The organism is Sphingobacterium sp. SGG-5, assembly GCF_011043525.1.
Lineage (GTDB): Bacteria > Bacteroidota > Bacteroidia > Sphingobacteriales > Sphingobacteriaceae > Sphingobacterium.
In genome coordinates, this window is the sequence record NZ_JAAKGO010000004.1 from 301,171 (window position 1) to 326,896 (window position 25,726).

The window sequence follows — 25,726 nt, forward strand, 5'->3', positions numbered from 1 at the left end:
ATTGGTTTAAAGATATCAAAGCTATCGAAATATAGTGAAAACACGTCGCTTTATAATACTGGCCGTACAGATTATTGTCTCTTTCTACACAGTAAGAGGCAATGAGCAAAGCACGTCCAATGTGGTCATCCAATGTCCGGAGTACCGTGCGGAGATCAATCCGGCATACGGCGGTAACTGTGTTCGGTTGACCCATCTGCCTACCGGAATCGAGGTATTGCGGGCCCCGAAAGCTGTAGAAGAGATAGCAAAGACCCCCTTACTGTACGGGATGCCTTTGCTCTTCTTTCCCAACCGTATCCGTGGGGGCCGCTTCGAATTTGAAGGAAGAACGTACTTATGGCCGATCAACGAACCGGAGAGGAATGTAGCTATACACGGAGAGCTGCACCATACGCCATTTCACCTGGTCGGGCAGACTGAAGGACAAGTAGAACTGGAATTCGTCGCCACCACGGAGCAGCCGTATCTCCTATTTCCGCATTCGTTCATTCTGCGCGTATGTTATAGGGTCGATACTTTGGGGCTCCATCAGGAAGTCAGCGTGAAGAACACCAGTGACAGCCGTATGCCTTTCGCTCTGGCATTTCACACGACCTTCAACATCCCTTTTGTTCCTGGTGGAAATGTAGGGGATGTCCGTCTCAGGCTCCCAGTCGATTCCGAGTATCCGCGCGATACAGTGCAGTTGGTGCCCACAGGGGAACGGTTGACAGATTTTCCCTTGAGAGATGACCTCCGGGAAGGTATGTTGCAGCCACATGCCCACATATTGTCCAATTTCTATTCACGTTACAAAACGAAAGAGATGCTTCTTACCGACATAAGTTCGGGGTGGAGCATATTCTATCAGGCCGACATGAACTATAATTTCTGGATGCTGTGGAACGGGGGGAGGAGGGATCTGCTGACCATAGAACCGCAGACCTGTCTGATCGATGCGTTGAACGTGGCCCCGCTCACACCTGAGAAGGAGGTTATAACTATTGAGCCTGGAGCTACGGTGACGCTTAAAACGGCGCTCGGCGTGAAGAAAATTTGTCCGAAAACGCTATAATTTATTCGTACTAAAAAAGTTGTCTTTAATTTCTATATCGTATCATATTTTAATATCAATTCTCTATAGTTAATTTATTATGAAACCTGTAAAATTATTTGTTGTTATCTTTTTATTTGTCTTTCAGGCAAATGCGCAGTCCGTAAAGGTCACTGTAGGCCGTACGGTCATTCCGACCTACCCTGAGCCGGCCAAAGAAGATCTCCCGATGTTCGCCGAAAACCGCGTACACCAACGTTCTTCTGGGAATCCCTATCCAAATAAGATTGTCCTCCAGGTCAACCGGAAGGAACGTGTAGAGAAAGAATATACACTCATTACCCTGGAAAATGAATTTTTGGAAATCCAGATTCTTCCGGAACTTGGTGGGAAGATCTACGCAGCCAAAGACAAGACCAATGGCTATGACTTTTTTTACAAAAACCACGTAGTCAAACCGGCATTGATAGGTGCCTTAGGTTCCTGGACTTCGGGCGGTTTGGAATTCAACTGGCCGTTTCACCACCGGCCCTCGGCGTTCATGCCTGTGGATTACGAGATAGAGAAACTCGCCAATGGTGGGGCCATCGTCTGGATGTCGGAGCATGACCCTGTGGATCGCATGAAGGGAATGGTAGGCATTGTGCTTAATCCGGGCGAATGTATATTCGAAACACGGGTAAGGCTGTCTAACATTACGCCACTCCGCCGGTCCTTCCTGTGGTGGGAGAACGTTGCCGTACCCTCGAACCGTGACTATGAGATATTCTTCCCGCATGACGTCAGCCATGTACATTTCCACTATAAGCAGTCGGTGACGACTTATCCCATGGCCTCGAATGCTACAGGAGTGTTCAACGGTATCGATTTTGGTACTGGGGTCGATATCAGCAAACACAAGAATACCATACAACCAACTTCTTTTTTCAGTGCAGCATCCAACTATGACTTTTTTGGTGGCTATGATAACGGCCAGAAACGCGGGGTAGTACATGTTGCTGAACATCATGTGTCACCGGGTAAAAAGATGTTTACCTGGGCTTATAATCAACTGTCCGAATCGTGGGAGAGAGCGCTGACGGATACTGATGGTGCTTATTGTGAACTAATGGCCGGCAGCTATTCGGACAACCAACCCGATTTCACCTGGCTTGAGCCCATGGAGACCAAATCGTTCTCCCAGTACTGGTTCCCGATTGGGGCGGTAGGCATTCCCGATTTTGCAAACACGACAGGGGCTATCTATTGCAAGGACACTATTAAGATCCAGCTCAACAGGCCGGAGAACGTAAAGGTTATGGTCAGGGATGGGGAGAGAGTTCTTTTCTCCCGTGATGTTGCCATGAAAACGCGGCAGGAGTACGCGGTGCCCGCTGATATCAACATGCAGATGGGATATACCATCGAGGTGTCTGAAAAGGGGGGTAGGGTCTTGATGTCCTATACTGTCAAGGAATATGATAGGTTCAACGTCCCCCATATCCGTGAGGGCATACCTGACTTTAAGAAGACCGAAAGTGCCCATCAGCTCTACCTCGCCGGTCTGCATGTGGACCAATACCGTGATCCGGCGACACAGAGTGCAAGTTATTATGAGGAGGCGCTCAAGCGTGACCCCGATTTTGCGCCGGCGCTCATTGGTCTTGGAGAGTATAAGTTTCGCCATGCATTCTATCACGAAGCGCTGAATTGCCTTCTAAAAGCGAAAAAGGTATTGACACGGTTTAATACTCGTCTGGAAGATGGTAAGCTATATTATCTGTTGGGCCATGTTTATCTGGCCCTGGGTGAGCCGTCTACGGCCTACGACTATCTGCAGAAAGCAGCCTGGAGCAGCGGTTATGTCTCGCCTTCGATGACTTATATCTCCTTGTTGGATATCGCAAATGGTGATTATGATAAAGCGATCCAACATCTTCATGCATCTGGTATATATAACAGGAATAATGTCATTGCAAATGCAATGATGATCTATGCACTGTATTTGAAAGGGGATAAAGACGCGGCAAAAGACCGGTTGGCATCAGTAGAGGCAAGCGACAAAATCAATCATTTTGCACGTTTCTTTAATGTTCTTATGGGAGGACTAACAGGGAACGAGTTTATGGAAGATATCCAGACAGACCGCAACCAGGTATGTCTGGATTTGTTGGAGGTTCTACTACTCGCCGATCTGAAACAGGAGTCCATTACTTTGGTCGAGATGCTGAAAGCGAAAGAGCCGCTGTCTTTTAGCCTATCTGCCATCTATGCAGACCTTCAAGGTGGCGCACCTGATAATTCGGCCAATGAAGGAATAGCGTTTCCGAACCGTCCTATCGAAATAGCCGCCTTGACAAAGTGGGCTGATCAAGGGAATGATAAGGCCAGGTTCCAGCTGGGGTGCGCCCTATATGGCAAGGGGCATTTCGAGGATGCTGTTGCACTTTGGGAAGAGATTGGGTCGAAGGACTACCGTACGCTCCGGAATCTCGCCGTAGCTTACTACACACATATGGGGCGTAGAGAGGAAGCGCTTCCTTTGCTTAAAAAGGCGCTATCGGCTAACCCCAAGGAACAGCAATTGATCTGGGAGACGGTCTATGTCATGGGAAGGACAGGCGTGGATCCCAACGAGCGCATTGCTTTTCTGGACAGCCATCAGTCCGTCATAACCAGGGATGATATCGTTCTGGAGTGGGCGCGTGCCTACAATATGGCAGGACAGGAGGATAAAGCTTTGGCACTGCTGGAGAAACGAACGTTTGTTCCGGCCGAGGGGGGCGAGCATGCCGTAGCCGAGCAGTATATGATGGCGTATTACCTAAAAGGACGCGAGCTGATGGCCCAGAACAAAATGCAGGAAGCTGCCGAGTGTTTCAGCAAGGCCCAGACCCTTCCACAGAATCTCGGTGCCGGACTATGGAACATAGCAAAGCTTGTGCCCTATAAGTACTATGAAGGTATCTGCTTGAAATCGTTGGGCAACGAAACCAAGGCTAGGGAAAACTTTGAGTTCATTACCGACATCAAGATCGACCACTTTAGCAATATGCACCTTCCCGAGCTGCCGTACTATCAGGCGCTCTGCTATAGGGAACTTGGTGATCGCCTTAGAGGGGATGTATTGATGAACTATACACTGCAGGAGTGGAAAGAAGGTATTGATAAGGAAGATCCCGGTTATTTTTCGACCACTCCGTTCTTTGTCAGCTTCTGTGATTCCGCTTCGGAGCAGCGTACAGCCTATTACAGCTATTTGCTTGCAAAAGCCTATAAATATATCGGTAATGCGGTACTGAAAGAGAAGTATCAAGACCAGGCGGTAGCCAATGACCCTTATGCGCTGCATATCTTTGCGGCGAAGCAGCTGGATTAGTTTATCATACCATAGCACGTAGAACAGTTTGTTTCTATGTGCTTTTTTCAAACATTCACCTGAAATTATAGACAGATTATGACATTGATTCTCCAGGCCGTGTTGGCTTTTCTTCCTATCCTTCTGGCCATGATCCTGCTGGTCGGCTTCCGGCTTGCTGCTCGGTATGCCATGCCCATCGTGCTTGCCGTTACCGTCGCCATTGCTATATCCGTGTGGAAGATGGATATCATGGTGATTGCCGCCTCAGCTGTTCAGGGGCTGTTCATCACCGTTGATGTGCTCTACATTATTCTTGGCGCCTTGCTTCTGCTTTCCATCTTGAAATACTCGGGAGGTCTTGGCGCTATCCGCTATTATTTCACACAGATCAGCCCCGATAGACGGATACAGATTATTATTATAGCATGGTTGTTCGGTTCTTTCCTGGAGGGGGCTTCCGGCTTTGGTACTCCCGCGGCTATCGTTGCGCCTTTGTTGGTTGCCATCGGCTTTCCGGGCATGGCTGCGGTTATGGTAGGACTCATGGTGCAGAGCACGGCTGTTACTTTTGGGGCGATCGGGACGCCTATATTAATTGGTGTAAATAACGGACTTACAGAAGGTATTATGACAGCAGAGAATAAAGTGAGGTTTTTGCAGGATGTGACTTCTCAGGCCAGTATCATCCATGCCCTTGTAGGTACCTTTATCCCCTGGCTGATGATCGTAATGTCTGTTCTCTTTTTCGGGAAGCGGACAGACAGGAAAAAATGTCTGACCATTGCGCCATTTGCTGTTTTTTCAGGTTTGGCTTTTACTGTTCCCTATACTGTTACGGCTATGTTCTTCGGCCCGGAATTTCCTTCGCTGCTGGGCTCCATGATCGGTCTTCTAGTGGTGCTTACTGCTGTCAAATACCGATTTCTGATTCCTAAAGATAGCTGGGACTTTCCGGATAAATCGAGCTGGCCGGAAAGCTGGTCGGGAAAGATACAGGCCGATTCCCGGGAAATAGCTGCTCCGGGTATGAGTATCTTCAAGGCGCTGCTGCCTTATCTTGTTGTTTCCGTCTTACTGATCGTCACGCGGAAAGTGGGATGGGGCATAGGCAATTATCTAAAAAGCTTTGAAATTTCCTGGTCCTCTATATTTGGCACAACTATCTCGGCAAATTCGACACCTCTCTATCTCCCGGCTACTATGATGGTACTTTCTGCGCTGACAGCAGTATTCGTGTACCGGATGCCAGGAGCAAAGGTGAAGAAGGCTACTATTGAAGCTGCCAGGATATCCGTGATGGCAGCATTTGTTCTCTTGTTTACCATTCCGATGGTGCGGATATACATCAATTCGGGCATGAATACAAGTGGTCTTGCCAGCATGCCGGTCGCTTTAGCCGAATGGACGGCTTCCAGGACTGCGGATATTTGGCCATTTATATCCCCATTTGTTGGGGCGTTGGGTGCTTTTATAGCCGGGAGTAATACCGTAAGCAATCTTATGTTCACCGAGTTCCAGTACAGCGTTGCCGATAAGCTGGGTTATTCTAATGTCCTTATTGTCTCCCTGCAGGCCGTTGGAGCTGCAGCAGGCAATATGATCGCCATCCATAATATTGTGGCCGTAGCGGCTGTTGTGGGGCTAATGGGTAAAGAAGGGACCTTTTTGAGGAAGACCATCATCCCAACCTTATATTATCTATTGGCAGCGGGAGTGCTGGGAATGATCCTGACACATACCTAAAACAACGAAAGCTGTATATTACCGATGCTCCTTCTATCAGGTCTTCCGTATTCAAAAGACACACGATTCAACTGATTTTTTAAACAATGTAAACGGAAGCTGTCACGGATGATCTCAGCGATTTTGCCATTCCCGCGCATGCGTTCACCGAAATTCGAGTTGTTGACCTGCCCATGGTGACAGTTTTGGATACTATGCCATATTTTTTGCGCTCTTTCCGGATAAGACGCATGAACCCAATCTTCGAATACGGCACCGATTTGTCTATTCAGCCGTACGATGATATAGTTGGCCCACAGTGCACCGTGTTCCTTGGCAGCCCGAAGCACAGCTGGAATTTCATGGTCTGTCAGACCGGGTATGATGGGCGCCATATTAATACCGACCGGAATACCGTGATGACTTAATGCCTCGACGACTTTCAAGCGTTGTTGACCAGTCGCTGTTCTGGGTTCTAATTTGCGTCTGGTATCTTCATTTAATGTTGTCACTGACAGGAACACTTTGATCAGATCTTTCTTGGCCAGTTCGCTGAGGATATCCAAGTCCCGAAGGATAAGGCTATTCTTGGTAATGATGCTAATGGGTTGCTGATAGGCGAGGGCAGTTTCGAGGGTCTGACGAGTCAATTGAAACTTGCGTTCGGCCGGCTGATAGCAATCCGTGTTGCCCGATAGGTGAATAGGCGAGAAGTCCCAGCTTTTTCGAGAGATAAAGGCCTTAAAGAGCTGTACAGCATTCGTCTTGACGATAATCTTTTGCTCGAAATCCAGCCCTGCGCTCATGTCCCAATACTCATGCGAATTGCGTGCGTAACAATAAATGCACCCGTGTTCGCATCCCTGATAAGGATTGGCCGAATACATCATGCCTACATCGGGACTATCTACCTTATGAACGAATGTCTTGGCTAAAGAGGGAATAAATATGGTTTTTTTGTTTTCTTCTTCCCACTCGTCGATACCCTCTGCATGATACTGGCCATAAATGTCTTTCTTAAATTTATTGTGTGGATTGTATTGTGCTCCTCGACCTTTGATGTATTTCTTGTCTTCCATCTCTACCTCAATTAGAAAACAAAAATACTAATAATTTTAGTTACAAGAGTAAAGAAACTATGATTTATGGGTTTGGTTTTTTAGAAAACGATACAGCTCTACCTGAGAGCGAAACGGTTCGCCCTCACGTTGTACATATGCATTGTCCAGCGTATTATTCAGTACCCGCGCTTTGACGTTATCTTTTAGCTGCATCTTTAACATGTGGAGCAGCTCGGACTTAATGTCCTTATTAAAAATCCGGACGGCGGCTTCGATACGATGATCTAAATTACGGGTCATCCAATCGGCGGATGAAATATAGAGATGTTCTTTGCCAGCATGATAAAAGTACATCACCCGTGCGTGTTCGAGGTATTCGTCTACAATACTGATGGCGTGGATAGGCTTCTTAAATGCCTTTTGGTTTACGGCACAAAAGATACTACGAACAATCATTTCTATCTCAACTCCCGCTGCGGCAGCTTCATATAGTTTTTTGATAATATCCTTGTCGCTCAAAGAATTGATCTTTATGATGATATGTGCTTTTCGGCCAGCTTTTGCTTCCGTTATCTCCTTATCCAGGTAGGCTAATATGGTGTTTCGCATGTCTGTCGGACAGAAAAGAAGTCCCTTGCCCGAGATAAGACTCTCTGAGATACTACGCTTGGTATCTTGTACGGCAGTAAAGAGCCTATTGATATCCGTCATAATACTCTTCTTGCTCGTCATAATGCAGTAATCACTGTACGTTTTGGCCGTCTTTTCGTTGAAATTTCCGGTACTCACGAAACCATACTGGATAATCTTGTCCTGAACTCGCTTTCGGATAATACAAAGCTTCGCATGTGCCTTTTTATTCGGTATGCCGACCACTACTTTTACACCTTCTGTTTCAAATCGTTCTTTCCACTCCAGATTACGCGTTTCGTCAAACCGTGCCCGGAGTTCCAACATGACCGTAACTTCTTTACCGTTTCGGGCGGCGTTGATCAATACGTTCCCAATTTTTGAATGCTCAGCCAACCGGTAGGCGGTAATCTTTATGGAAAGTACATCCGGATCCATCGCTGCTTCACGGAGTAAGCCGATAACTGGCGTAAAGGTGTGGTAGGGTAGTGATAACAGAACGTCTTGCTTGATAATAACGTCTGTAATTCGCTGCTTTCCTTTGAACATCGGATGTAAAAACGGCGTGTATTTTTTCCGTGCGGGGTTTTGCGTGAAGACATCGGGAAAGTCCATAAAGTGTTTGAAATTATGGATTTTCTGCCCGGGGATAATGCTATCTTTCTTCGATAAATTTAACTTTTTAATCAGGTATTCCACCAGTTTTTCATCCATGTCCTGATCGTAAACAAAACGCGTCGGCTTACCTTTTCTCCTGTTTTTTACCGCTTTTGCGATTTTGTCTGCCATCGTGGTGTTGATGTCATTGTCCAGATCAAAATCTGCATCCCGGGTGATCTTAAAGGCATGCGCGCGGAAATCATCAAAACCAAAATAGGAGAAAATAAAGGGAAGGTTGAATTTAATGATGTCTTCAAGTAAGATGACATGTACTTCTTTGGAATCGGAGGGGAGCTTGATAAAGCGTCCGACGTCGCCGGTCGGTACTTCGATGATGGCGAACTTGGCTTCATCCTGTCGACTACCTTTCATCATGGAGACGCCTAAGTATAGGGACTTGTCCCGAAGATAAGGCATGGGTCTTTCATCACTTAATAAGAGCGGAATTAGATTGGACTCCACCTCATCCTCATAATATTGTCTGACAAAGCGTTGTTGTTCTTCGTTAAGATCTTCGGCAAACTTAATGAAGACATGCTGTTTTGCCATTTCTTTTTGCATCTTCAACCATATTTTGTCAAACTCCTTCTGTTGCCCGATGACAATACGGTTTACCTCATCAAGTATTAATTGTGGTTTTTCGAAGAAAATTTCCTTGGCTTCTTTTTCGTCTATGGCTAGCGAGCGCTTTAGTCCAGCTATCCGGATACGGTAGAATTCATCCAGATTATTGGAAAAAATGCCCAAAAACTTGATACGTGATGGTAAAGCGTTCGTCGTGTCGCCAGCTTCTTGCAGTACCCTGCCATTGAAACTCAACCAGCTAATATCGCGGGGAATGAACTGTGATGTCATATGTGCCTTTGATTTCACTGCTAAGATACCCTTTTAATGTTAGCCAAATGTTAAGTTTACCGCTCGCCCTGACGCTTAACGATATTTATAGCGTGATATTGGTTGGTGTCGTAATGTGGCGATTCGATAGTTAATGAAGTAGGATAAGGCTGATGTTTATCGAAGAAATAAACCTTTGTTGTACTGTTGAAGTCGTTTATAGGAAACAGTTCCGCACAAGCTTGATAATCTGCCTTTTCGATGTCGCCGACAGTAACGGCATACACACGTATTATCCCACCCTTATTTTGATCGTTGCGAACGAAAGCGACCTCTTCAAATTGCCCAGGCAGACTTTCGATCCCCGGCTGGCTATAGGAATCCCACAGGGCATATATCAATATCAATACAAGTGCTGCAGCGATGAACCAGATCTTTTTCGATTTTTTTAACATAATGTTGAAGTTTTTGAGTTATTTCTTTTGGAGTATGACTTAATCATTCATCCCTTTACCGTCCAGGATATGCTGATAGTATTTTTCGATCCTGGCTTCCCGCGTTGTAGATTGCTTCGCCTGATTAAAGTAAAATAAGTAGGCTTTTTGCCTCCCTGGTGTCAATTGAGAGAAAGCTTGTTGCAATGTATGATCTTCATCAAGAGCCCGTTGAAACTCTTCGGGAATAGGATACTCAGCAACTTTTTTTATGACTACTTTCGCTCCTGACTTTTCGATATCGATTGCTTCTTCGATATAAGATTTTATAGTGGGCATTAGTGTTTTGATTTGCTCCGTGTTTGTAAATCGTAGTTGTCTTGCCGACTGCACGTTTTCTGTTTGTTGGATCAGTATACTTTCAGGATCTTTCAATAGTGCGCCTTTATGAAACAGCAGTGCGCAGTATTCTTTGAATCCGTGAATGAGCACAATATTTTTTTCCTTGAAAGTATAACAGGGATGCATCCACTTGTATTCTTCGACGAGTAATTTATTTTTAAGAACGATTTCTCGCAGTAGAGTCATTTCGCCCTTCCATTTTTGGGCATGTTCGAAAAAGCGATCAACTTGTTCATTCATTGTTTATTAATTTTGTGTGGTGACCAAATTATTTTCGAATCTAAGTATTTTAATTCTAACGATCTATTTCATATAGCATCTTTTTAAATATAGATAATGCTGCCGACATTTCCCCCGTAGTAAGGTGTCCGAAACCCAGACGGATAGCCGTGGTTTTATGATTTTGGTAGAGGATGTTTTTTGGAATAAAGAGATCATTCTTACGGCATTGGCTGGCTAGATGCATTAACGGAATAGGCTTTTTCCACTCCAGCCATAAGGCCAGTCCGCCACTCGGTTTTTGATAAGTTACTAATTCGCCAAACTGTTCGTCCAGTTCGGCACATACATGTTCACGCCGCTCACGATAGATCTTCAGCGATTTTTTAAGAAAACGATGGATATCACCTTCCTCAATCATTTCTCCCAAGACCTGTTCCAACAGCATATCACCCTGATGGTCTATCATTCCGATGTATTTTTGCAGTTCATGCATCAGATTTACGGGAGCCACAATAAATCCTGCCCGAAAATTTGGTGCGAGCGATTTTCCAAAGGTACCAATATAGATGACCATACCATGGAGATCTGCGCTCGCCATTGGCATAGCAATACCCTTTTCATATTGAAAATCATAGTCATAATCATCCTCCACGATGACAAAGCCATACTTTTCGGCCAGCTTAAGTAGTGCCATTCTTCTTTCGGCAGTCAGTGTAACGGTGGTCGGGTAATGATGATGCGGGGTGAGATAGACAAGACGGATCTTTTTGTGTTTCAACTTCTCCCGAATAGCATCCGGTTGGATGCCTTCTTCGTCGAGCGGTATGGTTTCGATATGAGCGCCCGCATCCTGGAAAATCATATTTGCTGTAAAATTGCTCCATTCTGCAACAAGCACGAGGTCGTCCGGTTTGAGCAATAATTTAGCGATAAGATAAAGGCTCATTTCTGTGCCTCGGGTGATGAGTATGTTATCCCCCGAGATATGTAGCCCGCGTGAATAATTTAGATAGTTACTCAGCTGTGCCCTAAAATAAGCACTACCCGAGTGGTTTGCTTGTTCAAACTTCCGTCGGGTATTTTTCCTTTTCATCGATGCGGAATATAGGCTCGATAAGCGGTCAAATTGGATCAGCCTCATATCGGGGATCCCGTCATTAAATTGTAAGGGAGTAGCAGCATATTCAAAGGGGCTCGTCAATATTTGCGAGACCGTAAAATGAAAACCGGTTTTTTCAGGATATTTTGCCAGAGACACCGGAGTAGCATAAGACCGTGATTTTTTCGCCTGATCGTTGCTGATAACAAACGTCCCCTTGTTGGGTATCGATTCGATCCATCCCTGTGCCTCCAATTCCATGTAAGCCTGAACAATAGTTTGCCGATGTACCTCTAAAAGTCTGCTTAGTGTACGTGTACCGGCGAGCTTGGTGCCTAATGGAAGATAACCGCGTTGTATAGCGTTGACTAATTGTTGCGCTAACTGCAGGTATATGGCCGTAGGATGATTACGGTCAAGTTGAATGAAATTTAAAAACGGAACTTCGGCCGGACTACTCATATTCTCGAAAGTGGACTATGTCTATGTGCCGGAAAGATACGAGTTTTGCAGAAAATTTTATGTTTAAATCATTTTATATCATTTATGGGTAGAAAATTATTCTTTTTGAGCGTGTTTGCTATTCCCTTTGTCGGTTTGGCTCAACTGCGCTCCTCAGATACGACAGCGATATCTGAAATCGTCGTTTCCGAAAACAGGCTGCAAATTCCGTTCAGTAAAACCAGTCGAAATATTCAGGTGATTACGAAACAGGAGATACAACAGCTATCCGTGCGGTCCATCAACGAAGCCTTGGCTTTTATCGGTGGTGTAGACATCCGTCAACGGGGCCCTTTTGGTACCCAAACTGACGTGGGTATAGATGGTGGGAGTTTTGAGCAAACGCTGATTCTGTTGAACGGTGTCAAGATATCGGATGCGCAAACTGCTCATCATTCCATGAATATACCTGTGCCGTTGGACGCTGTCGAGCGTATTGAAGTGTTGCGGGGGCCTGCTGCCCGTATCTATGGTGTCAACGCATTGACGGGAGCCATTAATATCATTACCACAACCCAAGAGAGCAATTCCTTTTCGGTACATACACAAGTCGGATCAGCACTTGAAGGGAAGGAAGCTGGAGATGGAAGTGGCATGTATGGAGGCGGAAGTTTACAGCTGGTCGCTCATGTAGGCCATACATCTTTTCAGAATTTATTGACGGTATCGCAGGACTTGTCCAACGGACAGCGGTATAATACAGCATCCAGTAATCGGAGGGCCTTTTATCAGGCCAACTTGGATCTCGATGAGCGGAACAGTGTCACCTGGATGGGGGGGGGCATCCATAATACGTTTGGAGCCAACGGTTATTATGCAGCGCCGTATGACGTCGAATCACAGGAAATTGTGAATACATCGATCGCGAGCGTCGGATCCAGCCATCAGTTTGGCGAACGTTTTGTGTTGAAGCCACGAGTGAGTTATCGCTATAACGAGGACGATTTCCGCCTATATCGAGACGACCTCAGTAAAGGACGGTCGGAACATAGTACAAATGCTTTTTCAGCTGAATTGAACAGTACCCTGTATTCATCCATCGGTGATTTTGGCTTTGGTCTGGAGACACGTTCCGAGAAAATCGAAAGCACTAATATGGGCGATCATCATCGGGATAATCACGGTGCTTATGTGGAATACAGCACAGATGCACTCCGAAACGTACTGCTGAATGTAGGTGCTTATGTCAACTATAATACCGACTACGGTTGGCAGGCCTTTCCCGGTATAGATATAGCTTATTTGTTCCACCCTTCGTGGAAATTAGCGCTTAATATTGGGTCGAGCCAACGTATTCCTTCTTTTACGGATTTGTATCTCGATCAAGGTACAAATGTGGGAAATCGTGACCTAAAGTCGGAGAATGCCTGGCAATATGAAGCCTCTTTGCAATATCATGTGGGCAACCTGCGTGTGCAGACCGGTTATTTTTATCGGAATATAGCCGAATACATCGATTGGATACGGGAAGATGCTGCCGATCCTTACCAGCCGCAGAACTTTGGAGAGAATAGGGTACAAGGTTTCCATATGAGTGTAGGGCAACATTTTAAAATCAACGAGCAAAGTGTATTCAGCTATGAGGGCAGCTACCATTATCTGGCCCCCAAAGATCTTACCTACGCCGATGGTGTGACGTCTAAATATATTTTGGAAAGTCTAAAACATCAAGCTATTCTTCGTCTGGCATACCAACAGGGTGTATGGCATATTTCTTCTGGCAACAGGTTTGTGAAGCGGGAACTCAAGAATAGTTATTTCCTGACGGATATTCGTGTGGCTCATCGTCATAAAGGGTTAAATTTGTATGCCGATGTAACGAATGTATTCAATCAGTCATACATTGAAACAGCAGCAGTTCCTTTACCGGGCAGATGGTTTTCGCTCGGTATTCAGTATACTCTTTGACTTTCAAGGAGATCGGTGACACAGCCTAATACTTCAAACTCACTGCAACCATCTTCCAACATGGAAAACGTCAGATAGGCGGCGTAGATTTCGCTGCTAAAGAGAACGTGTTTGTCTTCGACAATCGTGTCGATAATTTCGTCACGAATGTCGAAGCCAATATGTTGAAGTTCATTATGAAGATTTGTCGATATCGTTTCATGACATTCGCCACAGGCGAACCCCACAATGATATGCAAGACTAATGTGTCAAATACATCGGTTTCTAAGCCTTTGAATTTGTTGGAATAAAGCGCGTAGTCAAACCGCTGTTTGGCACTATTGACAATTTTATCCCAGATAAGAAATTCTGTCTTCGTTTGCATAGCAGATAGTTTATAACGGTAACGTAAATATAATAAAAAAATTCTAACAGGCTGTTCATCTTTCAAAAAAAATATGGATATTGTTTGGATTAAACTTCGTTTAAAGAGCTATGGAAATTAAATTGTTAGGAAAGAAAGCCCTCGTGGGAGGAAGTTCATCCGGTATCGGTAAAGCGATAGCATTGCAACTGGCAAAGTGTGGGGTAGAGGTCACGCTGATGTCCAGAACGGAAGATCGGCTAAAAGATACTTTATTGGAATTGGATACCTCGTATGGCCAAAATCACGGTTATCTGGTCACTGATTTTAACAATTATCCTGCGCATAAGAAAGTGATTACAAATTTCTTCGCACACCACACGGTGGACATTTTGATCAATAATACCAATGGCCCAGCAGCAGGAGATGTGCAATCGAAGCAAGAAGCGGACTATCAGCAAGCCTTTGAACTCTTATTTCAAAATGCGGTCTATACAACGACATTGGCGTTGCCTCATATGCGCGAGCAAGGCTTTGGCCGGATCATCAATGTATCTTCTATGACGGTCAAAGAGCCTCAGGATAACTTAGTGTTGTCCAACACCATGCGTACCGCATTGGTCTCTTGGGGCAAATCCTTATCCAATGCTGTTGCTAAAGATGGTATAACCGTCAATTCGGTGATGACCGGCTATTTTGAAACGGGTCGGTTGACGAGCTTGATGAATATGCAAGCCGAGAGCGAAGGCATCTCCTTTGAGCAGGCGCGGCAGCAGAAGAGGAATGCTGTACCTATCCGTCGGTTGGGCGAACCGAAAGAATATGGTTATCTTGTGGCTTTCTTAGCCTCTGAGTATGCTTCATTTTTGACGGGAGCCAGTATCCCATTGGATGGCGGTATTGCAAAAACGTTATTCTAATCAGCCAACTTTTTTTAGGTAGGTATGAGGGGCACTGTCAATGACTTTTGTCCCTTTCTTTTCGACCTTCTTTAAGAAAACAAAAGCAAGAATAGCACCTGTAGAGGCCATTACCACACCGATGAGGGGGGGGTAAGTGTAGGTAAACCCGTAGGCAATGGGGATGGCACCAAAGTAGGCACCTAGCGAATTGCCGATATTGAAAGAGGCCTGTCCGCCAGCGGCGGCAAATGTTTCTGCCCCCTTAGCATTGTTGATAAGCATCATCTGCAGCGGAGACCCGATGGTAAAAGCAATCATACCCGTAATGAAAGCCATGGGGTAGGCCAGTGCGGTGATATGGGCTGTAAAGAACAGGACAGTGAGACATAAGGCCATTGACGAAAACGATATTATGGCAGCCTTACTTGGCGAAATGGTGTCGGCCAACTTTCCGCCTATAATATTACCAAAGAACATCCCTACACCGATAAGAACCATAATCGTAGAGACACTTTCGGGTGCCAGTCCCGATACGGAGGTCACAAGCTTCGATATATAGCTGATCCAGGCAAATAATCCGCCCGTACCGATAGCAATCACAGCTACCATCAACCAAGCATCCCAGCGCTTGAAGTAACTCATCTGTTGTTTTATATTACTGTCTTTGTTAACAGGTAGTTGTGGCATCCAAAAATAAATAGCCAAACAAGTGACGAGCCCAAGCAGACTAATAGCTCCATAGGTAAGCTGCCAGGAATAATGGTGTCCGATATAGGTCCCGAATGGCACCCCTGCCAGGTTAGCTATAGTCATACCTGTAAACATCACAGATATGCCTTGTGCTTCTTTGCCGGGGCCGGCTAATCTCGCCGCCACCACAGAGCCGATACCGAAAAAGGCGCCATGAGGAAGCCCGGCGGCAAAGCGGGCGAAAAAGAGCGACCAGTGAGTGGGCGCTAAGGTAAAGAGGCCGTTGAAAAGAAAGAACAGGAGCATCAGGACAAACAACACCCGCTTAGGCGGATATGTGGATGAAAAAGCAACAAGGGTAGGGGCGCCAACAACTACACCCAGCGCATAGAGGCCGATTAGATTGCTCGCAGTGGGAATATCAATGTTGATATCCCGGGCGATATCGGGTAGGATACCCATCATGGTAAATTCCGTCATACCAATCGCTAGACCACCAAATGCCAAAGCAACCAATCCTTTATTCATATATTGTTCGAATTAAATCACGGCAAAGGTAGATAAATGAATGTCAACTCTGTGTTAAGAAATAGAGATAGTGTTGGCAAAGTTAAAAGAAAATGAAAAAAGCCGTAATCTTAATAGAAAACGGCTTTTAAGGATATTTAAGATGTACGCCAATCAGGATTCGAACCTGAGACCGACGGTTTAGAAAACCGTTGCTCTATCCAGCTGAGCTATTGGCGCATCCACTTTTCAGTGAAGCAAAAGTACTTATTTGGCGCATAATTGCAAAATAAAAAGCGTAAATTCTGGCAAGGCTTAAATAACTTCTTGCTTTCCAATCAAATAATTGAAAACTTTATGTCGTTAATCTGCTTTCTTAATATAGATTAAGTTTCCTAAGGCTTAGGAGCTTTATCTTTGTAGTGTTAAAATAATTTAGAAACTTAAAAAAAACAAAAAAAATGGCAAATTGGAATTTAGACACAGCACACAGTGAAGTTGAATTTAAAGTACGTCACATGATGATCTCGACCGTCAAGGGTCTGTTTGGAAATTTTCAGGTTAACCTGAGCAGTGCGAGTGAAGATATTGCTCAGTCCACGGTTGAAGTCTCTATTGATGCGGCGTCTATCGACACCAAAAGCGAACAACGCGATCAGCATTTGAAAAGTGGCGATTTCTTCGATGTAGAAACCTATCCGAACATTAATTTCCGTTCTACTTCTATTGAGAAGACTTCTGACGACGAATATCGTGTCACCGGAGATCTTACCATTAAAGATGTGACGAAACCTGTGACTTTTGATGCTGAGTTGGGTGGAGTTGCGAAGGATCCTTGGGGAAATGCGAAAGTTGGCTACACTGTCACAGGAAAGATCAACCGTGAAGACTTCGGGTTGACTTGGAACGCAGCATTGGAAACAGGAGGTGTAATGGTATCCAATGAAGTTAAATTTTCGGCTGATGTACAATTTGTAAAAAGCTAAAGATTAGCAAAATGTACATTGTAGGGTGATTAAGAGCCTATTATTTTTGAAATAAATTTTGTAAATCAGGCGATAATCTCTACTTTTGTCGCGGAGAGTTGGCAGAGTGGTCGAATGCGGCGGTCTTGAAAACCGTTAACTGTCACAGGTTCGGGGGTTCGAATCCCTCACTCTCCGCCAAAACAAAGTAAAGCCCGACGTCAGTCGGGTTTTGTCGTTTACAGACCAAGCCAAGCTTGCTTGAGCGAAGGTCCGTAAACGACAAAACAAGCTCATGAAGTGAGCGCGGCTTTACTTTGCTTTGAAGCCCCCCTTAAGGGGAAGGCTCAGGGCTCAGCCGGGGGATGCGGGTCTGAGTCAATCCCTCGCTCTCCGCTCTAATACAGGCTTTATCATACGATAAGGCCTTTTTGTGCATTTAAGCTATGTTTTACCCACATATAAGCAATCTATGACACATCTAAAAGCCTATTTTATTCACTTTGTAACCCTCCCCATTTTCGGACTGGCGTCGGGACGATTATCCAAATGTAAAAATAGTTGTTGTTATTAGGTCAATCTTTTTAAAGTTGACCTAATAACAACATGCCGCCGGCAGGGCACGGTATCTTCACTCCATATAGAAATAAAATGAAAAAGTTTCGTTATAATGAAACTTTTACTACCTTTGTTTGAGAATGTGAAGTCAATGAATAAACGATTTGAGATTGTATTTTTAGATGAGGCTTTCGAGTTTTTAAAAGGACTGGAACGCAAACACTATGAGAAAATACTTTACAATATCCGTAAGGCTCAAACAGAATACGATTCCGAATTATTCAAAAAGCTTAATAACGACATATGGGAGTTTAGAACTTTATATCAGGGTATTCAATATAGACTTTTGGTGTTTTGGGACAAAACTTGCTCATCTGATACATTGGTCGTTTCGACGCACGGTTTTATCAAGAAACGGAGTAAAGTTCCAGATGAGCAAATCCAAAAGGCGATACAATTGAAGATGAAGTACTTTAATGAAAAATAAACATAGCAGAACTCCCGTGTAGGAGGATAAAGTTGGCAAAATATAACAAACAGATGAAAACACACACATTAAATGAAGTGCAAGACGAACTTATCGGAAAGATAGGGACTGCGGAAAGAGATTTATTTGAGTATGAACTTCAAATGGACTTTATTGGTAAAGCGATTAAACAAACCCGACAAGAACGCAATTTGACTCAGGAAGAGTTGGGAAAGCTAATTGGGGTTCAGAAAGCTCAGATTTCCAGACTGGAAAATAACGCAAGCAACGTAACGATGGACACTTTATTGAGAGTTTTTACCGCACTAAAAGCGAAAGTAAAACTTCAGGTTGAGTTACCCGATTTAAGTATTAATGTAGGGCGGTAATACCAATAAGATCTACGCTGCAATCCCTCAGTCCATAGTCCTGTTATAATAATCGACCGCAGCTTCGAGCTTTTTCAAATTGGAGAAATAAACTGCAGAACCACCAATAGCCAGACCGACACCAGCTCCCATTAAAATATAGCTTGCGGTATAGTTGGGCATCTGGGGTTTACGCGAAAATCCGTGCTGCATATCAAAGTCACTGTTATCGCGGTTAGATGTAACCAAAAACGATATCACTGCCGCACCGAGGGCTGCTCCGGCGGAAATATACATCGCTTTACTGATCTGTGCATTCTTGTGATATCCCTTCAATAAATTAACGCTCTCCACATCATCTGCCATGGCTTGGCTCAGGTTTGTGTAATTTACCTTCTTAAGGTCGTCGTATCCTTTGTTGAAATACATACGCATGCTGACCGCGTCACCTTTATTTCTGGAACGTCTATATCTTCTACCATAATTCCAGTATTCGTCCGGGCGTTCCTGAAAGATATTAATCTTTCCTTCTATGATACGTTCAGAAAATTGTTCATTAGCTAAGCCGGGGACACGATGCATGGTAGCAAAAAAACCTTCGTCCGTATTGAAAAACTTGACATTCTGGAGTGGGATCCGCTTTGAATCTGCCCGCAACTGAAGATTATTTAACATATTTGTCCGCAATCGGACTTTTTCGGCATAGAGAATGGAGTCCGAATGGAAATAAACATAATTTCTTGATTCGTCCGCGAGTTTGGTAACCTGTGCATACAAACCTTGCCATCCGAAACCCAGGCAAACTAAAAAAAAGAGGAACAGCTTTTTTCGATAATTTTCTATTAAACACATACACTGATAGTAAAGATAAGCCAAAATTATACATTTATATTCGCAAATAGCCCATAACATCGCTCAAACAATTTCGAAAGCCTTGTGTTATATTCTTCGAAAGATCAAAGACGAAGTGAAAATGAAACAGATGAAAAACAAAGTTCTTACCGGATGCAGTGCTTTTATCTTGCTTATAGGAGGATGCCAATCTGGATCGAAGAGCAACACGGCTCAAGATAGCGTGTCTATAGAACGTGTAGAGCAACCCGCTGTCGCCGAGAATCAGCCACTACAGTTTCAACTTGTAAAAATTGCTGGAAAAAAAGACACACTCACATTTGATATAAAAAGCCGGTCATTTGTAAATGTCACCTTGTCTACGCCCGACGAAACAGGAAATATCCGTATCAACCAGATCATTATGCCCGATGGTGCGATGGACGGCCCTTTTGGCAAAACTTACCATGATAGCCTGTATATTTCCGGAACTTATCAGCTTATTATCGCTGAAAGCCTCATGCAGGAAAATCCATATACCGGCGAATACCAAGTAAAGATCGAGGTGAAAGAAGACCAAAGATGATATTTTGAGGTTTATTTTTTTCCAATCCGATACAATCGTCCACTATCCGTAATGCTATAAAGTGCTCCATCCTGACCATCAATGACGTCACGAAAGCGCTGTCCTTCTTTGGCGAGTAACCTTTCCTCGCCGACAACTTTATTGTCTTCTATCACCAATCGTGCGATATGCGTACTACTTAACCCAGCAATGAATAAATTATTCTTCCATTCCGGGATAGCTGTGCCCGAGTAAAACGTTATGCCGCTGGGTGACAATACCGGATCCCAATAGTAGATAGGTTGTTCCAGACCGTCTTTCTGTTGTATCGGCGGATTGCCTATCGCTTTCCCACTGTATTCCAAACCGTAGGTTATCGTCGGCCAACCATAATTTTTTCCCGCGACTATCCGATTCACTTCATCGCCGCCACGGGGTCCGAATTCTGTTTCCCATAAATCGCCCGTCTCTGGATGAAAGGCTAATCCTTGCACATTCCGGTGACCGTAAGAATAGATTTCAGGTAAAGCATCTGATGTATTTGCAAAAGGATTTCCGCCCACGGGTTCACCATCGGTCGTTATACGTACGATCTTTCCCAAGCCACTTTTTAGATCCTGTGCCAAGGGACGGGTCGCCAAATCCGACCGTTCGCCCGTACTGACAAAAAGGTGGCCGTTCTTGTCGAATAGAATACGTCCGCCGTAATGCAACTTACCATCGTAGGCTGGTATAGCTTGATAGATTACCTGTGCGTTTTCAATTGTTTTTTCGTCAGCAGCGAGTTTTCCTTTTCCAACAGCAGTAAGGTTACCTTCATTAACAGGCTGGGCAAAGACCCAATATACCATTCTGTTTTCGTCAAATTTCGGATCCAGAGTTAACCCCAAAAGTCCCCCTTGACCTCGGCTATCGACTTCAGGTAGTCCCGTAATTGGATCGGACACTGTTCCTTCTTTGGAGACAACCCGCATTGTTCCTTCTTTTTCCGTAATCAGAAATCGCCCATCCGGCAATAGGGCTATTCCCCATGGAGACTTTAGACCCTCGGCAATGACTTTAGCGGTATATGCTGTTTGGGTTTTGACACCGTTTATACGTGTTTGCCCTTCAAAAGCAGGCTGGTAATCCGTGTTCGGTTTATCTTTCTCTACAGGCGCATATGTACTGTCACCTGCTGTATGCGTTTCTCCTCGATCCTGTGTATTTGGGTTACACGCGATAGCTTGAAACGAAAAGGAAACAAACAGGAAAAGAAATGTCTTGTGCATGGCGATCGAATTAAAATTGAGTTAAACTTACTTATATTTTCCTGGATATACAATCATAAATAGTGCCAAGGTAATTCTCACCCTACAACAGCGCATTGGCGATGATATCGAAGGCCTGTAGCCGTTTAGCATTATCGAAAATATAATTTGTCGTGATGATTTCGTCTGCGTGATATTGTGCAGCAAATGCCATAACCTCTTCACGAATTTCTTTTTCGGTCCCGATGAATGTACATTTTACCATATTTTGAACCGCTTGCTCGATCTCCGGAATTCCATGATAAATCGGCTTTTCAGTTGGCGGAGAAAGTGGCTTCCGCAGATTGGTCAGGATACCTGCAAACATGTTGAATAAGCTTGTGGATAGAAACCCGGCTTCATCCACACTTTCTCCCGCGACGATGTTGACGCAGATCATGGTATAAGGCTCTTGCAATACACTCGAGGGTTTAAAATGGCTTTGGTAGATCTCCACTGCCTGTGCTAGCATAGCTGGTGCAAAATGTGCTGCAAAAGCGTAGGGTAGACCAAGTTCTGCCGCCAGGTAGGCGCTATCTGTACTGGATCCCAAAATATATAAAGGGATATCGAGACCTTCGCCGGGGAAAGCTCGTACCTTGGCACTTACATTGTCTGTATCTAAATATTGCTGCAGTTCCAGGATATCTTCTTTAAAATAAAAAGAAGTGTTCAGGTTGTTGCGGCGCAAAGCCATGGCTGTGAGTTGATCGGTACCCGGCGCGCGGCCTAAGCCTAAGTCAATTCTCCCGGGGTAGATACTTTCCAGCGTACCAAATTGTTCCGCAACTACCAATGGCGTATGGTTAGGAAGCATGATGCCCCCAGAGCCTACCCGGATATGATTCGTCTTTCCGGCAATGTGGCCGATAAGGACAGCCGTTGCTGAACTCGCAATATGGGGCATGTTGTGGTGTTCGGCTAGCCATATGCGATGATAGCCTCGTTTTTCGATATATTGAGCGCCTTCCACCGCACGTGCGATGGCGGCTGTTGCATCACTGTTTTTGCAAATTGTTGCCAATTCTAAAAGGGATAATTTAATAGCAGTCATGACGTAAAAATACAACTATTAAAAAAAGAGTGATGTAAGAAGAATGTCTTTATGCAACTTTTAGCGCTCGTATGACAATGTGGTTGCCTGCAGCATCTGTCGTAAAAAACAAAAAATCAGGACCACCATCTTTAATTTTATATCTTTTACGGATCTCATCGACCTTTACGGGGAAGTTTTTGGTGGCGACATTGGCTTGTGTAAGCGTGTTGTTTTTTTTGAATGCCGGTATACTATATACCTGCTGAATGTTAAAAATCCGGCCGGGAAACTCCTGATTTAACGTATCTGAGGTATAGAGATGAGTATGCGTATGCAGTTTGAAAAAATTAAAGCGCTTAGCGATGGTTTTAAAAGCTCCTGACTTTGTTACGGCCACGTCGGGATCGTAAAGATACCGAAGTGGTTCGGAGATAGGCACCAGTGTGCTTTTTTCTTCTTCTGAGGTGAATGTGTGGAGTTGTAGCTGATCCGCAAATAGACGGACGGCCGATATTTTTGTGACCCCGTCGAAGAATCTGTCCTGAACAAATAGGAGCTCTTTACAATCTCCATCTACGCTGACTACAAATACATATTTGACGTGATGGAGCTTGCTCAACGCCGTGGAAATATCCATAAGCGGGGATAGCTTGCAGAGTATAAAACGTGACTTTTTAAAGAAAAGCTCCTGCAATTCGACAATATTGGGTTCGCAATCTTCTATAAGGAAGACCTTTGTGTGGTTGACGCGTCGCGAAGGGTCAATATAGATGTAATCTAAGGCATCATCTTCTTGAGCGCCGACGTAGGCCACACCATCTGTGGCCAAGCAAATCAGATTATGTACACCGAGTTGTACCGCATTGTGCTTGACAATTTCCGATAACCGTTCATTTAATTCGCAGTGGATAACGAGTTCAGCCTCCTGCGCGATATAGCAGCTGTCGACCCCAAAACCTCCAGTGACATCAACGACTTTACTGCCCGGTCGGATGAGCGTTTGTTTAATCAGTGCCGTATGCTCGGATGAGCATTGTTCGAGATTGATCTTATCGGGATAATAAATGTGGGAAGAAAAGGCCCAGGTCGGCAGTTTCCGGACACTACGTTGCCAACCGTCGATTTGCGATGCCAGCTCCGAAGAGGTAACGGAAGAGAACGGGGATTTTCGTAAAGCAAGAACCGCAGGGGAAAGCTCCCTATTTGCTTTAAGAAATTCTTGTACGTCCTTATCGAGAATATATTTATTCATTCAAGTTGCTCACTAACATCTGACACGTATAACTGTCCTTAAGTTCGCGAATAATTTTCTTATTTACTAATACCCGGTCTATCGTTTCCTGATTATAATAACGTATAGTAATGAGTTCCAGCCCTCTTTCGATATTGGCTTTATACCTTTTTTCCAGGTCGCTTAAAAGCAAGTCGATATTTTCACCCGAATCATCTACGCTTACAGAAAACGATATGGCACTATTGTGCATCATATTGATTTTAATGCGGTATATATGAAATAGGTTGAAAATATGGCTTAGGTTATCTTCTACGATAAAGGAGAAATCCCGTGGCTGTATATTAATGAGAACCTGATTGACCTTGAAGATGAACGAGGGAATAGGCAACGTCTGATTGGTCGTATGGATTTTTGTTCCGGGTTGTTCTGGATGGAGAAAAGAGCGTACATTTAGTGCTATTTTTTTGTTTTGCAAAGGTTTGATTGTCTTTGGATGAATAACGGTCGCACCGTAATAGGTGAGTTCGATCGCATCTGTATATGACAATTCGGGAATGAGCTCTGTCTCGGCAAACCATTTTGGGTCGGCATTGAGCACGCCCGGCACATCTTTCCAGATGGTAACATCCTCCACATTCAGGCAGGAAGCAAATATCGCCGCCGAGTAATCGGAACCTTCACGACCTAACGTTGTCGTGAAATTTTCGGATGTCGACCCGATAAATCCCTGGGTGATGACAATGAAATCATCGAGTATGGACGGCAGCTCCTTCCGTATTTTTGCTTCAGTAATCGCCCAATCGACCGTGGCCTCCCGATAGGTGTTATCCGTAACGATATAATCCCGGGCATCGATCCATTGGACGGGAAGTCCGATTTGTAGACAATAAGCAGCAAGGATCTTTGAGGAGAGCAATTCTCCTACCGAAACGATCTGGTCATACAGGTAATCGTAGCTGTCTTGAGGTTCTTCTTCCAGTATCCATTCAATTTCGACAAAACAGTTGGCGACTTCGTTATAGATCGGATGTGTTGGATCACTAAAGAGTTGATGAAGAATATCGAAGTGTTCTGTTTTAATGCGATCAAGTACAGCAAATGGATCATTATCCTGTCCGTAATAGTTATCGGTAACATCTTGAAGTGCATTCGTCGTCTTATTCAATGCCGATACAACGACCAGTAGTTCGGACGTCTTATACTGTAAAAGGATGGATGCGGCATTTTTAATATTTTCAGCATCTTTTACGGAGGCACCCCCAAATTTGAAAACCTGCATGTATTATTCTGTCGGTTAATCGTTTAAAAATTATGCAAACTTAGATAAAGTTGCTTTATAAAGGAAATATACTATTTATTGTGCTTTATAATGCTTGATGACACGCTGACCGAATATCGTGCTGCCCAACCGTACCATTGTGCTGCCCTGTCCGATCGCGATTTTATAGTCGGCCGACATGCCCATAGATAGTATGTCAAAAGTGGTTTCCTTCCGGAAATAATTTAGTTTTATGCCGTCGAACAATGTTTTCAGTTCATAAAACTCTTCTTTAACTTCTTTCTCATTATCGGTATGGGTGGCGATTCCCATCAATCCCCGTATCCGTATGTTTTTTAAGGTATTTAAGAGCGGGTTTTCTAACAATTCGATCACTTCTACGTGGTCCAAGCCGAATTTGGTCGTTTCTTCGGCTATAAACATCTGAAGCAGGCAGTCGATTATCCGATTGTTTTTTTGGGCATGCTTGTTTATTTCCTGCAATAGCTTAAAGGAATCTACCCCATGTATCAACGTAATAAACGGAGCGATATATTTTACCTTATTGGTTTGTAGGTGCCCGATCATGTGCCAGGCAATATCTTGGGGTAAGCTCTCCTGTTTGGTTATCAGTTCCTGCACATGGTTTTCCCCAAAGATGCGTTGTCCGGCATCATAAGCTTCCTGAATCTCTTCAATAGATTTTGTCTTAGAAACGGCCACCAACTCCACGCCGATGGGTCTTAATTCTTGTTGTAGTTCTTGTATGTTTGTTGTAATACGCATGATCGATACAAATAATTTCAGAGAATGCGACCGGACAGATGCCGAATACAAGCGCATTTTAGTAAATTTGCACAAATT

The 25,726-nt window shown here is 44.3% G+C and carries 22 protein-coding genes and 2 tRNA genes; 10 read left to right on the forward strand and 14 right to left on the reverse strand.

Annotated features, from left to right (window positions below; all coding sequences use genetic code 11):
• Window positions 1-34 precede the first annotated feature (34 nt).
• The 3 genes from G5B30_RS07760 (at window position 35) to G5B30_RS07770 (ending at window position 6,119) form a co-directional block, all read left to right on the forward strand.
• A complete protein-coding gene (locus tag G5B30_RS07760; RefSeq protein WP_165319403.1) occupies window positions 35-1,057 on the forward strand; it encodes an aldose 1-epimerase in 1,023 nt (340 codons plus the stop codon).
• A gap of 79 nt (window positions 1,058-1,136) precedes the next feature.
• Entirely contained in the window at window positions 1,137-4,394 is a 3,258-nt protein-coding gene (locus G5B30_RS07765; RefSeq protein ID WP_165319404.1) for a DUF5107 domain-containing protein, read from the forward strand.
• 78 nt (window positions 4,395-4,472) lie between these two features.
• Window positions 4,473-6,119, forward strand: coding sequence for an L-lactate permease (locus G5B30_RS07770; protein WP_165319405.1), 1,647 nt, complete (start codon window positions 4,473-4,475; stop codon window positions 6,117-6,119).
• On the opposite strand, the gene G5B30_RS07775 is transcribed toward G5B30_RS07770, so the two are convergent.
• The 5 genes from G5B30_RS07775 to G5B30_RS07795 are packed head-to-tail and all read right to left on the reverse strand — an operon-like array spanning window position 6,116 to window position 11,902.
• The gene (locus G5B30_RS07775; RefSeq protein ID WP_165319406.1) at window positions 6,116-7,177 is read right to left on the reverse strand and encodes a PA0069 family radical SAM protein; all 1,062 of its coding nucleotides are present in this window, start codon (window positions 7,175-7,177) and stop codon (window positions 6,116-6,118) included. The two genes, G5B30_RS07770 and G5B30_RS07775, sit on opposite strands and share 4 nt — an antisense overlap.
• Window positions 7,178-7,234: 57 nt before the next feature.
• Entirely contained in the window at window positions 7,235-9,304 is a 2,070-nt protein-coding gene (ppk1, locus tag G5B30_RS07780) for a polyphosphate kinase 1 (protein ID WP_165319407.1), read from the reverse strand.
• A gap of 56 nt (window positions 9,305-9,360) precedes the next feature.
• On the reverse strand, window positions 9,361-9,738 hold the full coding sequence (locus tag G5B30_RS07785) for a hypothetical protein (RefSeq protein WP_165319408.1): 378 nt from the start codon (window positions 9,736-9,738) through the stop codon (window positions 9,361-9,363).
• A gap of 39 nt (window positions 9,739-9,777) precedes the next feature.
• A complete protein-coding gene (locus G5B30_RS07790; RefSeq protein WP_165319409.1) occupies window positions 9,778-10,359 on the reverse strand; it encodes a YdeI/OmpD-associated family protein in 582 nt (193 codons plus the stop codon).
• A gap of 55 nt (window positions 10,360-10,414) precedes the next feature.
• On the reverse strand, window positions 10,415-11,902 hold the full coding sequence (locus tag G5B30_RS07795) for a PLP-dependent aminotransferase family protein (protein WP_165319411.1): 1,488 nt from the start codon (window positions 11,900-11,902) through the stop codon (window positions 10,415-10,417).
• Between the two features lie 84 nt (window positions 11,903-11,986).
• Between G5B30_RS07795 and G5B30_RS07800 the strand changes: the two genes are divergently transcribed.
• A complete protein-coding gene (locus tag G5B30_RS07800; RefSeq protein ID WP_165319412.1) occupies window positions 11,987-13,849 on the forward strand; it encodes a TonB-dependent receptor plug domain-containing protein in 1,863 nt (620 codons plus the stop codon).
• Here the strand turns inward: G5B30_RS07800 and G5B30_RS07805 are convergent.
• Complete coding sequence (locus G5B30_RS07805; protein ID WP_165319413.1) at window positions 13,834-14,214, reverse strand: hypothetical protein; 381 nt, start codon at window positions 14,212-14,214, stop codon at window positions 13,834-13,836. The genes G5B30_RS07800 and G5B30_RS07805 overlap by 16 nt on opposite strands.
• Window positions 14,215-14,324: 110 nt before the next feature.
• Between G5B30_RS07805 and G5B30_RS07810 the strand changes: the two genes are divergently transcribed.
• Window positions 14,325-15,113 (forward strand): SDR family oxidoreductase, encoded by a 789-nt coding sequence (locus tag G5B30_RS07810; RefSeq protein WP_165319414.1) that lies wholly within the window; start codon window positions 14,325-14,327, stop codon window positions 15,111-15,113.
• On the opposite strand, the gene G5B30_RS07815 is transcribed toward G5B30_RS07810, so the two are convergent.
• On the reverse strand, window positions 15,114-16,313 hold the full coding sequence (locus tag G5B30_RS07815) for an MFS transporter (protein WP_165319416.1): 1,200 nt from the start codon (window positions 16,311-16,313) through the stop codon (window positions 15,114-15,116).
• A gap of 145 nt (window positions 16,314-16,458) precedes the next feature.
• A tRNA-Arg gene (locus G5B30_RS07820) sits at window positions 16,459-16,532 on the reverse strand.
• 221 nt (window positions 16,533-16,753) lie between these two features.
• On the opposite strand from G5B30_RS07820, the gene G5B30_RS07825 reads away from it, so the two are divergent.
• The 4 genes from G5B30_RS07825 to G5B30_RS07840 all read left to right on the forward strand — a co-directional run bounded on the left by G5B30_RS07825 (window position 16,754) and on the right by G5B30_RS07840 (window position 18,670).
• Window positions 16,754-17,278: a YceI family protein gene (locus tag G5B30_RS07825; protein WP_165319417.1), complete on the forward strand. Its 525-nt coding sequence runs from the start codon at window positions 16,754-16,756 to the stop codon at window positions 17,276-17,278.
• A 92-nt stretch (window positions 17,279-17,370) separates the two neighbouring features.
• Window positions 17,371-17,458, forward strand: a tRNA-Ser gene (locus G5B30_RS07830).
• Between the two features lie 508 nt (window positions 17,459-17,966).
• Window positions 17,967-18,302 (forward strand): type II toxin-antitoxin system RelE/ParE family toxin, encoded by a 336-nt coding sequence (locus G5B30_RS07835; RefSeq protein ID WP_165319570.1) that lies wholly within the window; start codon window positions 17,967-17,969, stop codon window positions 18,300-18,302.
• A 53-nt stretch (window positions 18,303-18,355) separates the two neighbouring features.
• Window positions 18,356-18,670, forward strand: a complete 315-nt coding sequence (locus G5B30_RS07840; protein ID WP_165319418.1) for a helix-turn-helix domain-containing protein — start codon at window positions 18,356-18,358, stop codon at window positions 18,668-18,670.
• Window positions 18,671-18,697: 27 nt separating this feature from the next.
• Here G5B30_RS07840 and G5B30_RS07845 read toward each other — a convergent pair whose 3' ends face one another.
• Window positions 18,698-19,501: a hypothetical protein gene (locus G5B30_RS07845; protein WP_165319419.1), complete on the reverse strand. Its 804-nt coding sequence runs from the start codon at window positions 19,499-19,501 to the stop codon at window positions 18,698-18,700.
• Window positions 19,502-19,631: 130 nt separating this feature from the next.
• Here G5B30_RS07845 and G5B30_RS07850 point away from each other — a divergent pair, with 130 nt between their 5' ends.
• Window positions 19,632-20,066, forward strand: coding sequence for a hypothetical protein (locus G5B30_RS07850; RefSeq protein WP_165319420.1), 435 nt, complete (start codon window positions 19,632-19,634; stop codon window positions 20,064-20,066).
• Between the two features lie 11 nt (window positions 20,067-20,077).
• Here G5B30_RS07850 and G5B30_RS07855 read toward each other — a convergent pair whose 3' ends face one another.
• From G5B30_RS07855 to G5B30_RS07875, 5 genes are all read right to left on the reverse strand, one after another.
• Window positions 20,078-21,316, reverse strand: coding sequence for a PQQ-dependent sugar dehydrogenase (locus G5B30_RS07855; RefSeq protein ID WP_165319421.1), 1,239 nt, complete (start codon window positions 21,314-21,316; stop codon window positions 20,078-20,080).
• An 82-nt stretch (window positions 21,317-21,398) separates the two neighbouring features.
• Window positions 21,399-22,388 carry an LLM class flavin-dependent oxidoreductase gene (locus G5B30_RS07860; RefSeq protein ID WP_165319422.1) on the reverse strand — a complete coding sequence of 330 codons (990 nt, stop codon included), beginning with the start codon at window positions 22,386-22,388 and terminating at the stop codon, window positions 21,399-21,401.
• A gap of 49 nt (window positions 22,389-22,437) precedes the next feature.
• Window positions 22,438-23,622, reverse strand: coding sequence for a THUMP-like domain-containing protein (locus tag G5B30_RS07865; RefSeq protein WP_165319423.1), 1,185 nt, complete (start codon window positions 23,620-23,622; stop codon window positions 22,438-22,440).
• Window positions 23,615-24,883 carry an aspartate kinase gene (locus G5B30_RS07870; RefSeq protein WP_165319424.1) on the reverse strand — a complete coding sequence of 423 codons (1,269 nt, stop codon included), beginning with the start codon at window positions 24,881-24,883 and terminating at the stop codon, window positions 23,615-23,617. Before G5B30_RS07870 ends, G5B30_RS07865 begins: the two co-directional genes overlap by 8 nt.
• Window positions 24,884-24,958: 75 nt before the next feature.
• On the reverse strand, window positions 24,959-25,648 hold the full coding sequence (locus G5B30_RS07875; RefSeq protein WP_165319425.1) for a YggS family pyridoxal phosphate-dependent enzyme: 690 nt from the start codon (window positions 25,646-25,648) through the stop codon (window positions 24,959-24,961).
• Window positions 25,649-25,726: the final 78 nt, after the last annotated feature.